This is a genomic window from Microbacterium terrisoli (assembly GCF_030866805.1).
GTDB classification, from domain to species: domain Bacteria; phylum Actinomycetota; class Actinomycetes; order Actinomycetales; family Microbacteriaceae; genus Microbacterium; species Microbacterium terrisoli.
In genome coordinates this window covers 2,653,698-2,664,581 of the sequence record NZ_CP133019.1, presented here as the reverse complement: position 1 = coordinate 2,664,581, position 10,884 = coordinate 2,653,698, and the positions used below count along the sequence as shown (strand labels likewise).

Sequence of the window (10,884 nt, the reverse complement as noted above, 5' to 3'; positions counted from 1 at the left end):
GGATACCCCTCAGTATGGGACGCCTGCGCGGGGGATGCCAGCACTGCGGCCGTGTTTATTCCCGTGGTAATTCCCCCCGGCGTCGAAAGCGACAGGCAGCGGCATCCGAATAAAAACGGTGCGGGTCGATGACAAGGCACGGGCGCGTGGCTACTGTGGGCGCAATACGACAGGAGTCGCCATGGCCCCCACGCAGGTATCCACGCAGACCACCGCGAACACAGCCCAGCTCAACGGCGGTTTCGGACAGGTGGTCCTGGCCACACTCGCCTCGACAGTGGGCTTCTGGGCGTGGATGATCATCGCACCGCTGCAGAATCTGTACAGCCAGCAGATGGGGCTGAACCAGGGTGAGGTCTCGCTTCTGCTGGCCATGCCCGTGCTGGTCGGGGCGCTCGGCCGCATCGTCGTCGGGGCGCTGACCGACCGCCTGGGTGGGCGCAAGGTGTTCGCCTTCGTGCTGCTGGCGGGGGTGCCGCCGCTGCTGCTGGTCGCGCTGGCCGGGTCCATCCACAGCTACCCGCTGCTGCTGGTGGCGGCGTTCCTGCTCGGCATCCCGGGCACCATCTTCGCCGCCGGCATCCCGTTCGCCAGCGCCTGGTTCGCCCCCGCCCGCCGCGGCTTCGCCAACGGCGTGTTCGGTATGGGCATGATCGGCACCGCCGTGGCCGCATTCTTCACCCCCCGCCTGCTGCGCTGGATCGGCTACTGGCCGACACACCTGCTGGTGGCGGTCCTGATGGTGGCCATGGCGGTGCTGGTCTGGGTGGTCATGCGCGATTCGCCGGTGTGGACGCCCAGCCGTCAGCCGCTCATCCCGAAGGTGCTCGGAGCGCTCAAGCTCCCGGTCACGTGGCAGATGGCGTTCTTGTATGCGATCGTGTTCGGCGGGTTCGTGGCGTTCTCGACCTATCTTCCGAAGTATCTGATGACGATCTATCCGAGCGAGGTCGACCCGGTGGGTGCGGGCACACGCACTGCCATGTTCGCCGTGGCCGCGGTCATCGCCCGCCCCATCGGTGGTGTGCTCGCCGACAAGCTCGGACCGAAGCTGGTCTCGCTGGTCTCGCTCGCAGGCATCGTCGCGACGGCCTACATCGTCGGGCAGCAGCCGCCCGAGGGGATCGTCACCGGTGCCGTGTTCCTGTTCATGGCCGCCGCGATGGGTCTGGGAATGGGCGGGGTGTTCGCGTGGGTCGGCCCGTCCACGCCCCCCGACAAGGTCGGGGCGGTCACCGGCGTGGTGGCGGCGGCGGGAGGCCTCGGCGGCTATTTCCCGCCGCTGGTGATGGGTCTCACGTACCACACCGAGACCAACTCGTATTGGCTCGGACTGTGGCTGCTGGTGATCGTGGGGGCCGTCGCCCTGGTGGTGGCGGGCATGTTGCGCGATGCTCGCGCCCGGAAATGACCCCACGACCCCGCACGTTGGCTACCGTGGGGGGTATGGCGGCGGAACTTCTTCCCACGATTCGTGATACGCGCGGACGCGCACTGCACGATCTGCGAATCTCGGTGACCGATCGATGCAACTTCCGATGCGTGTACTGCATGCCGAAAGAGATCTTCGGCCGCGACTATGCGTTCCTGCCCAAAAACCTGCTGCTCTCATTCGAAGAGATCGCGCGGGTGGCGCGGGCCGGCATCTCCCTGGGGGTGCGCAAGCTGCGCCTCACCGGCGGTGAACCGCTGCTGCGCCGGGACCTCGAAGACCTCGTGCGCATGCTGGCTGCCCTGCCCACCCCCGACGGCTCACCGTTGGACATCGCGGTGACCACCAACGGCTCGGCGCTCGCGCACAAGGCGGCGGCGCTGCGCGAGGCGGGCCTGAACCGGGTCACCGTCTCGCTGGATTCCTTCGATGACGCCACGTTCCGCGCGATGAACGACGTGGACTTCCCCGTCGACCGGGTGCTGGAGGGCATCCGTGTCGCGCGCGAGGTCGGCTTCCCCGTCAAGGTCAACACCGTGCTCAAGCGCGGCCTGAACGACCACGACATCATTCCGATCGCCGAGCACTTCCGCGGGACGGGTGTGACGGTGCGCTTCATCGAGTTCATGGATGTCGGTACCACGAACGGATGGAATCTCGCCGAGGTCGTCCCCTCTGCCGAAGTGGTTGAGCAGATCTCGGCGGTCTATCCGCTCGAGCCGGTGCCCCCGGCCTACCCGGGTGAGACCGCGACGCGGTGGAGGTATCTCGACGGGGCCGGCGAGATCGGCGCCATCTCGAGCGTGACCTCGCCGTTCTGCGGCTCGTGCACGCGCGCGCGCATCTCCGCCGACGGCAAGCTGTTCACGTGCCTGTTCGCCTCGCGCGGGCACGATCTGCGCACCCTCCTGCGCTCCCACGCCGATGACGGCGGCCAGGATGCCGTCGTGCGCGATGCACTGGCGGGGCTGTGGGCCGTGCGCGACGATCACTATTCCGAGCTGCGCTCGCAGGCCACCGCGTCGCAGGCAGGTCCGCGCGAGCGCATCGAGATGTCGTACATCGGCGGCTGAGCCGGCGCATCCGGCGCCGCCTCGATAGGCTCGCACGATGAGCTTCGTCCGCCCATTCCGTCCCGGAGACGAGCCTGCCCTCGGTGAGATCTGCGTGCGCACCGCCGACGCCGGCGATGATGCGAGCGGCCTGCTCGCCGACGATGCGATCTGGCCGGCGATCTTCGTGTGGCCCTACGTCGCGCACGACCCCGACACCGCGTTCGTGGTCGAGGCCGACGACGGTCGTGTCGTCGGGTACATCGTCGCAACCGTGGACACCGATGCGTTCGGCCAATGGTTCCGCACCCGGTGGTGGCCGCCGTATGCGAGCCGCTGGCCGTTGTCGGCGACCACCCCCGCGCGCGACGCCGACCTGCTCGGCTACGCCGCCGCCCGCGGCAGCGCGCCCGATCGGCTGCAGGCTCAGGGGTACTCCGCGCACCTGCACATCGATCTGCTGCCCGAACTGCAAGGACAGGGCTGGGGCCGGCGACTGATCGGAACGCTCGTCGAACACCTGCGCGGGCGCGGGGTCACCGGCATCCAGCTCACCGCGTCCGCCGACAACCACGGCGCCGCCGCGTTCTACCCGCGTGTGGGATTCGACCCTCTGGCCTCCGACGACGGCGGGCGCTCGTTCGGCCTGCGCCTGGTCAGCGGCTGACGATCTCGGCCAGATCGCGCACTCGCCGCCGCTCGCGCAGGGGAGCAGCGCCCGTCGAGCCGACGATCCGCCGGTCGTCTTTCACGAAGCCGTCTTCACGCCAGCCGTGCCGCTCGTAGAACTCCGCCGCGCGGGCGTTGCCATCGAGCACCCACAGCGATGCCTGCGCGAAGCGGGCCCGTCGCAGCGCCTGCTCGGCGGCGGCCATCAGCGCGTGTCCGACGCCCGCCGACCAGTGGGTGGGCAGCGCGTACAGCGCGTACAGCTCCCCGCGGTGCGGTCCGTCGTCGTCGCGGCACGGGCCGACCGCCGCCCAGCCGACCGCGTCGCCGTCCACGTGGGCGACGAAATCCGACACGCGTGGATCTGCGTGACGCTGGTCCCAATGCGTCGTGCGCAGCTGCGCTTCGCGGTCGACGTCCAGCCGCTCCAGCAGCACGGGCGGAATCAAGCCGTCGTATGCCGCGCGCCACGATGCCACACGGATCTCGGCGATCACGCGACCGTCGTCCGCGGTCGCACGCCGCACCGTCACCGTCATGCCTCGACGGTACCCGAGAGGACGATCACGCCGACAGCGTCAGCTGCACGTGGCACTGCGCCGGATCGCACGTGGGCAGCAGTCCCTCGACGGCAAGCGGGCCGCCGGCCTCTGCCAGCACTCCCTGCATGAGACCCACGTGCACCGCGCACAGCACGTCACGGTGCGCGGCCTGCGCCTGCGCGTGGCTGCACGGCGTGAGGTCGACCGTCAGCTCCGCTTCGTCGACGGCCGGATCGAATCCGGCATCCTGCAGATCTTCCACCAGCGCGTCGAGCTGGTGCTGGGCGGCGTCGGACAGCTGCGACCCGGTCCAGGGCATGACCTTGCGCATCAGGTCTCCGCGGGCCGCAGCATCCCGCACCTTCTGCTGCGCGACCGGGCTTGAGGACGCACCCTCTCCGGATGCCGCGCTGTAGAGCATGCGCGGGCGACCCCGCGTGGCACGGTGCTCGGTCTCGGGCACCACGTACCCCGATTCGATCAGTCGCTGCAGATGCTCGCGGACCGTGTTCGCGTGCAGTCCGGTCGCCTCGCTCAGCTCGCTGATCGTGCGACCTGGTCTGGTCAGCAGCAGATGGAGGATCTGCACCCGCGAGTAGCTCGAAATCGCGCTATAGCCCGTGGCCATGTGTCCATTATGTCGGGCCGGGGGGCGTGCTCGGTCCATGAGCCCTACGGCAGGTAGTACGTCGGGTTGGGCAGCTTCACCGTGTGGTCGGCGCGGGTGCCGATCAGGTCGCTGAACTGGTCGCCGACGTTCGCCACGATCGTGTAGCCGCCGCCGGCGGGGGTCTCGATGTACGCGCGGGTCTGCGACTTGTACTCGATCGTCGTGCACTTCACCGTCGCGCACGTGATGTACGACGGTTGCTGGCCCGCGGCCCACTTCGTGTAGTAGTTCTCGGACGTGAAGCCGGTGTAGTACTTCGCGAGGTTGCCCAGCGTCGCCTGCTTCTGGTCGGCGCCGCGTCCGGTGAGCCCGATCATCGTGCACCCGGCATCCCGAATCGTGTTCGTGGCCGCGACCATGCCCGGGGTCGCCGGGAACCGCTCGGGCTGCACCCAGTCGTCGTTCTGCGTGGTCGGGTTGAACACGAAGTGCATGTCGGCGACCTCCATGTCGTACGTCCACAGCGTGGTGTCGTCGGCGTCGAGCACGATCGCCGGCTTCTCGCCCTTGGCGGCCAGAGTGCGGCACTCGGCCGCGATGGCGGGCACCCGCCGGTTCAGCAGCGCGGTCATCTCGCTCATGTAGGGCGAGCCGTCGGTGCTGGCAAGGCCGGTGCCGGGGTCGCCGTAGTACGTGGCGATGGTCTTCTTGACCACGTCGATGTTCGGGATGCCTTCGCCGCCCTGCGTCAGTCCGCTCGAGCCGTCCGCCTTCAGCTGGAACTGCGTGTGCGGGGCCAGGCGCGGTTCGCTCACGCCGGGCAGGTCGGGCGAGGGCAGGTAGTAGGTGGGGTTGGGGAGCTTGACGTCGTGGTCGGCGAAGCCGCCCTGCAGGTCTGACCACTGGTCGCCGATGTTGACGGCGATGTCATACCCGAGGTCGTTCTCGAGGTGCTTGCGGGTGAGCGCCTTGAACTCGACCGTCGTGCACTTCGCCGTCGCGCACGTGATGTACGACGGCTGCTGACCATCCGCCCACTTCGTGTAGTAGTTGGCGGCGGTGAAGCCGTGGTAGCCGACGTCGGTGACGTTCTCGATCGAGGCGGGCTTCTGGTCGGCGCTGCGGCCGGTGATGCCGATCACGTCGAAGCCGATCCGGCGGGCGGTGTCGACCAGGTCGACCATGCCGGGAGTCGCGGGGAACTTCTTGCCCTTCACCCACACGTCCTGCTCCTGTGGGGTGAACACGAAGTGCATGTCGCCGACTTCCATGTCGTAGGTCATGAGCATCGTGTCGTCGGTGTCGACCACGATCGCCGGTGTCTTTCCGGTGCGCGCCGACGCCTTGTAGTACGAGGCCAGCTTCGCCTTGACCCGCGAGGTGATCTTCGTCATCTCGGAGATGTAGGGCGAGGAGGTCATGTCGGCCAGACCCGTGCCGGGGTCGCCGTAGTACGTCGCGATGGTCTTCTTCACGATGTCGATGTTCGGGATGCCTTCGCCGCCCTGGGTCAGTCCGCTCGAGCCGTCAGCGGCCATCGTGAAGTGCGTGCGCGGGCTGAGGTCGCCCGGACTGCCGCCCACGGAATGGGCCTGAGCCGCGGTCGCGCCGGCGACCGACAGAGCCACTGCCAGAACTGCGGTGAGGGATGCTGCGGCCACGCGCCGTGCACGGATCATCTTCGACTCGCTTTCGTTCGGGACGACTGGGTCACAGCCGTCCGCCACGATAGACCCGTGCGGTGTCCAGCGAAAGAGCCCTCTGGGTCCGCTCGATGAGTTTTCTCTCCTCTTGCCGTGTGTTCAGCTGCGCGCCGCACCGCCACTCGAGCGCACGGCGGCAGCGAGCGTTGCGAGCACGTCGGCCGTGGCCTCCCATCCCATGCAGGCATCGGTGACGCTCTGCCCGTACCTCAGACCCGCAGGACCGTGGGCGACGTCGAGCTTCTGGGCGCCTGCGACGAGATTGCTCTCGAGCATGATGCCGGCGATCTGCCCCGCGCCGCCGACGAGTTGGGCGGCCACCTCGCGTGCGACCTCGGCCTGGCGCACGTGGTTCTTGCCGCTGTTGGCGTGGCTGGCGTCGACGACGAGCCGGGGTGTGCGGCCGGATGCCGCCAGCCGCTGCGCCGCGTGCGACACGTGGGCGGCGTCGAAGTTGGGGCCGTCTGCACCCCCGCGCAGGATCACCGTCGTATCGGGGTTGCCGGTCGTGGCGACCAGGCTCGCGCGTCCGTCTGCGTCGATGCCGAGGAAGGACTGCGGGACGGATGCCGCGGCCGCCGCATCCAGCGCGACCTGCAGGCCGCCGTCGGTGCCGTTCTTGAAGCCGATCGGCATGGACAGCCCACTGGCCAGCTGCCGGTGGATCTGGCTCTCGGTCGTGCGGGCGCCGATCGCGCCGAAGCTGATGAGGTCGGCGATGTACTGCGGACTGATCGGCTCGAGGAACTCGGTTGCACACGGCAGGCCGAGCGCGGTCACGTCGCGCAGGAAGGCGCGCGCCAGGCGCAGGCCCGCGGCGATGTCGTGGCTGCCGTCCAGGCGCGGATCGTTGATGAGGCCCTTCCAGCCCACCGTGGTGCGCGGCTTCTCGAAGTAGGTGCGCATCACGATGAGCAATTCGTCGCGGTGCGCGTGGGCGGCGCGCGCGAGGTGAGCGGCGTAGTCGAGGCCGGCGTCCGGGTCGTGGATCGAGCACGGTCCGACGACCACGAGCAGTCGGGGGTCGTCGCCGGCGAGCACCGCGCGCACCTCGTCGCGCGTGCGGTGCACGAGGCGGCGCCGTTCGGCTCCGGTGGGCAGTTCGTCGCGGATGCGGGCGGGCGAGGGCATCTCGGTGAAGTGGGCGACGTGCAGATCGCTTGTGGTCGCTGTCGCGGTGAGGGTGGTGTGCATGGGTCCTGCCTCGGTCGGGGCGGACCCTGTGCAGAGCCCGCCGAAACGGCGAAAGCCAGAGCGAATGCTCTGGCTTGTCGGCTCTGAAGGTGTCGGTGGGCGCTAGATCGGCGCCGGCCCCTCCAGAGCCGACTCGAAATACGCATACCAACGGGATGTCATGGTCACGACACTAGCGCACGCCGACGGACCTTCCGTCCTTTCAGCAGTCACGAACTGCGGTGGCCGCGGGTGTGGACCGCACAGAGCGCCTGCTGAACTGAACGTCGGCGGCCGGCGCGGAATGGATGAGGCACTCCTCCTGTTCTCCTACAACCGGAGGGATGCCTCATCTTGGAATTCCTCCGACATCGGCCAGCTCGACGGGTGGCCGGCGGCGCGACCACGAGGAGCGAGACATGCGCGGCATCAGCACGAGATCCCGAACGCCGGGCGCGGCGACGCTGGGCACGGCTCCGGCGGTTCGACTCGAGTCGGTCGTGAAGACCTACGGCACCGGCCCCTCGGCGGTCGTCGCCTTGCGCAGCATCGATCTGACGCTGGAGCGAGGGTCGTTCACCGCGATCATGGGGCCATCAGGTTCGGGCAAGAGCACCTTCCTGAACACCGCTGCAGGACTGGACACCCCCACCAGCGGCTCGGTCTGGATCGGCGATACCGCCATCTCCCGGATGCGGGCCACCACGCTCGCGAAGTTCCGGCGCACACATGTCGGGTTCGTCTTCCAGGCCTACAACCTGCTGCCGGCTCTGACGGTCGAGCAGAACGTGACGCTGCCGCTGCTTCTTTCGCACAAGCGGGTGGATCGCACCTGGTTCGACCGCATCATCCGCGCGGTCGGGCTCGACGAGCTTCGGCGGCGACGCCCTGCGGAACTCTCCGGCGGCCAGCAGCAGCGGGTGGCGATCGCGCGTGCACTGGTCACGCGACCGGATGCCGTCTTCGCCGACGAACCGACCGGGGCACTGGACTCGCGCACCGGCCAGCAGGTGCTGGAGCTGCTCGCGCAGATGACGCGGGAGCTGAACCAGACCGTTGTCATGGTCACGCACGACCCCGCCGTCGCCGCGCGGGCCGACAGCGTCGTCTTCCTTGCCGACGGCGCGTTCGTCGGGTCGCAGGTCGGCGCGACGACCCAGCAGATCGTCGATCGCATGAGCGCGTTGGGCACCTGGTGAACGGGTTCATCTGGGCGGGGATCCGCCAGCAGAGGGGAACGCTCCTCGGCGTCTTCGTGGCGGTGCTGACGGCCACCATGCTTGCCACCGGCCTCGGCGTCCTGATCGAGTCCGGCACGCGTGGCGGCGTCGAGCCGCAGCGCTACACCGCAGCCGACGTGATCGTGGGCGGCGAGCAGTCGTTCGTGACCCCGGAGCAGGCGACGTACGCGCTTGCTGAGCGCGTACCCCTTCCCGCCGACGCGCTGGGCGCGATCCGCGCCCTTCCGGAGGTGGCGAAGGTCGTCGCCGACACGACGGTTCCGATGGTGTGGGGAGGATCTCCCATCCAGGCACACGGGTGGAGCTCGGCGGCGCTCACGCCCTACCGGCTCAGCAGCGGCCATGCGCCGAGCTCGGCCGACGACGTCGTCGTCGACGCGGCTCTGGCCGCGCGCACGAAGGTGGGTGCCGCAGTGACCCTCGCCCACGGCGGCATCGACGGCACGTACCGCGTCGTGGGGACCGTCGAATCCACGTCGGGCCGGCAGCCCACGCGGACCGCCCACGTCTTCGTGACGGATGCCGCGGCAGCGGCACTGGCCCCGCGCGGTGAGGTCGCCGACGTCGTCGGAGTGTTCGCGCGGCCCGGCGTGTCCCTCGGAGACCTCGCCCGGCAGATTCGCGACCGGGTGCCGAACGTGGTGACGTACACGGGCGATGACCGCGGTGCCGCGGAGTTCCTCGATGCCGGGGCCGCCCGGGCCACGCTCGTCTCGATCGGTTCGTCGTTCGCCGGCACGGCCATCCTGATCGCCCTGTTCGTCGTTGCCAGCACGCTGTCGCTGTCGATCCAGCGGCGCAGGCGGGACTTCGCCCTGCTGCGCGCCGTCGGCTCGACACCGCTGCAGATCCATCGGATCGTCGCGCAGGAGGTGCTGCTGGTCTCAGGCGCCGGCGCGCTGGCCGGAGTGATCCCCGGATTCGTTCTGGCCGCCGTGATGCGGTTCGGCTTCGCGCAGGCGGGGGTGATCCCGCACGACTTCGCACTCACCTACGGTGCGATTCCACCGCTGGTCGCTGTCGCGGCGATGGTGGCGGCATCCCAGCTGGCTGCTGCCGTCGCCGCCCGGCGATCTGCCCGCATCAGTCCGGTCGAGGCCCTGCAGGAGGCCTCGACCACACCGGGCGCCATCGGCCTCGGGCGCACGATCACCGGAGTGATCCTGGGGATCTTCGGCCTGTTCGCCAGCGCGATTCCACTGGTGGTCCCCGGCACGATCGCGGTGGCCGGTCCCGCCGTCGCGGCGCTGTTGCTCATCATCGCGGTGGGACTGCTCGGTCCGCGCCTGGTGCGCGTCGCCATCGCGATCTTCGGCGGGCTGCTGTGGCCGCTGCGGTCGGCGCCGTCGTTCCTGGCGGCAGCAAACGCGCGCAGCAACTCGCGCAGGCTCGCCGCCGCGATCATCCCGCTGGCCCTGGGCATCGGACTCGGCCTCGTGCAGGTGGGCACCCACTCGATCATCGCGGCCGAGGCCACCTCGCAGTCCCACGCCGGAGTGACCGCCGATGTGCTGGTGACCGGCGGGGTGTCGGGTCTGTCCGACCCTGCGGTCGCCTCCATCGCCGGTACGCCCGGCGTGGCCGCCGCCAATCCCGTGGCCGTCAGCGAGATGATCTTCAGCTTCGTGCAGCTGGGCGACCCGACATCCGCCCAGTACGCCGTGCAGGGACTGGATCCCGACGCGACCGCTTCCACGATGGATCTGGGTGTGGTCGGCGGGACGCTGAAGGCGCTGGACGGCGAGAACACACTCGCCCTCAGCTCCGACGCCGCCTCGGCGGCCGGCGTGCGGGTCGGCGACACGGTCACCGGGCACTTCGGTGACGGATCCGAGGTCACCTCCACGGTGGTCGCGCTGTACACCCGAGGTTTGGGGTTCGGCGACGTCACGATGGCAGAAGATGCGCTGCTCGCCCACACGACGACGGGCCTGAGCGACGACGTGCTGGTCAGCGCGCAGCCGGGGCAAGCGGCACACGTGCAGCATGCGCTTGAAGCCGCTGGATTCACGGTCGCCAACCGCAGCGAGCTGCGTGCTGCCGGCGACGGCGCCCGCGACGCGAACTCGCTCGTCAACCTGATCGCGCTCGCCGTCATCCTCGGCTACATCGCCATCGCCGTGGTGAACACGCTGGTCCTGGCGACCGGGGAGCGGCGACGCGAGTTCGCCCTCCTGCAGCTGGTCGGCTCCACGCGCCGGCAGGTGCGGGCCATGATGCGCACCGAGTCGGTGATGATCGTGCTGCTGGCCTCGGTGCTCGGAGTGCTGGTGGCAGCCCCGCCGCTGGTGGGCATCAGCTTCGGCATCTCCGGGCAGCTGCTGCCGAGCATCTCACTGACCGAGAGCGCAGCGATCATCGTCGCGCTGGCCGTGGTCGGACTGGTCTCACTGGCCCTGGCGACGCGGGCGGTGATGCGCCGTGCACCGATCGCCGAGATCGGATCGCGTCAGTAGCCGGCG

Annotated in this window: 9 protein-coding genes; 5 read left to right on the top strand and 4 right to left on the bottom strand. The window is 69.4% G+C overall.

Annotation, left to right across the window (positions count from 1 at the left end; all coding sequences use genetic code 11):
* The first annotated feature begins 181 nt into the window (after window positions 1–181).
* Genes QU603_RS12015 through QU603_RS12005 form a run of 3 tightly spaced genes read left to right on the top strand, consistent with a single transcriptional unit; the run spans window position 182 to window position 3,151 of the window.
* Complete coding sequence (locus tag QU603_RS12015) at window positions 182–1,411, top strand: MFS transporter (protein ID WP_308491619.1); 1,230 nt, start codon at window positions 182–184, stop codon at window positions 1,409–1,411.
* Entirely contained in the window at window positions 1,408–2,505 is a 1,098-nt protein-coding gene (moaA, locus tag QU603_RS12010; protein WP_308491618.1) for a GTP 3',8-cyclase MoaA, read from the top strand. Before QU603_RS12015 ends, moaA begins: the two co-directional genes overlap by 4 nt.
* A 37-nt stretch (window positions 2,506–2,542) precedes the next feature.
* On the top strand, window positions 2,543–3,151 hold the full coding sequence (locus QU603_RS12005; RefSeq protein ID WP_308491617.1) for a GNAT family N-acetyltransferase: 609 nt from the start codon (window positions 2,543–2,545) through the stop codon (window positions 3,149–3,151).
* Here the strand turns inward: QU603_RS12005 and QU603_RS12000 are convergent.
* The 4 genes from QU603_RS12000 to QU603_RS11985 form a co-directional block, all read right to left on the bottom strand.
* Window positions 3,141–3,692 carry a GNAT family N-acetyltransferase gene (locus tag QU603_RS12000; protein WP_308491616.1) on the bottom strand — a complete coding sequence of 184 codons (552 nt, stop codon included), beginning with the start codon at window positions 3,690–3,692 and terminating at the stop codon, window positions 3,141–3,143. The two genes, QU603_RS12005 and QU603_RS12000, sit on opposite strands and share 11 nt — an antisense overlap.
* Before the next feature lie 25 nt (window positions 3,693–3,717).
* Window positions 3,718–4,323: a helix-turn-helix transcriptional regulator gene (locus tag QU603_RS11995; protein WP_308491615.1), complete on the bottom strand. Its 606-nt coding sequence runs from the start codon at window positions 4,321–4,323 to the stop codon at window positions 3,718–3,720.
* A gap of 44 nt (window positions 4,324–4,367) precedes the next feature.
* Window positions 4,368–5,984 (bottom strand): HAD family acid phosphatase, encoded by a 1,617-nt coding sequence (locus QU603_RS11990; protein WP_308491614.1) that lies wholly within the window; start codon window positions 5,982–5,984, stop codon window positions 4,368–4,370.
* 123 nt (window positions 5,985–6,107) lie between these two features.
* Entirely contained in the window at window positions 6,108–7,202 is a 1,095-nt protein-coding gene (locus QU603_RS11985) for a 3-deoxy-7-phosphoheptulonate synthase (RefSeq protein WP_308491613.1), read from the bottom strand.
* Between the two features lie 398 nt (window positions 7,203–7,600).
* On the opposite strand from QU603_RS11985, the gene QU603_RS11980 reads away from it, so the two are divergent.
* Together QU603_RS11980 and QU603_RS11975 are read left to right on the top strand one after the other, a co-directional pair.
* Complete coding sequence (locus QU603_RS11980) at window positions 7,601–8,380, top strand: ABC transporter ATP-binding protein (protein WP_308491612.1); 780 nt, start codon at window positions 7,601–7,603, stop codon at window positions 8,378–8,380.
* A complete protein-coding gene (locus QU603_RS11975) occupies window positions 8,377–10,878 on the top strand; it encodes an FtsX-like permease family protein (protein ID WP_308491611.1) in 2,502 nt (833 codons plus the stop codon). Before QU603_RS11980 ends, QU603_RS11975 begins: the two co-directional genes overlap by 4 nt.
* Window positions 10,879–10,884 lie beyond the last annotated feature (6 nt).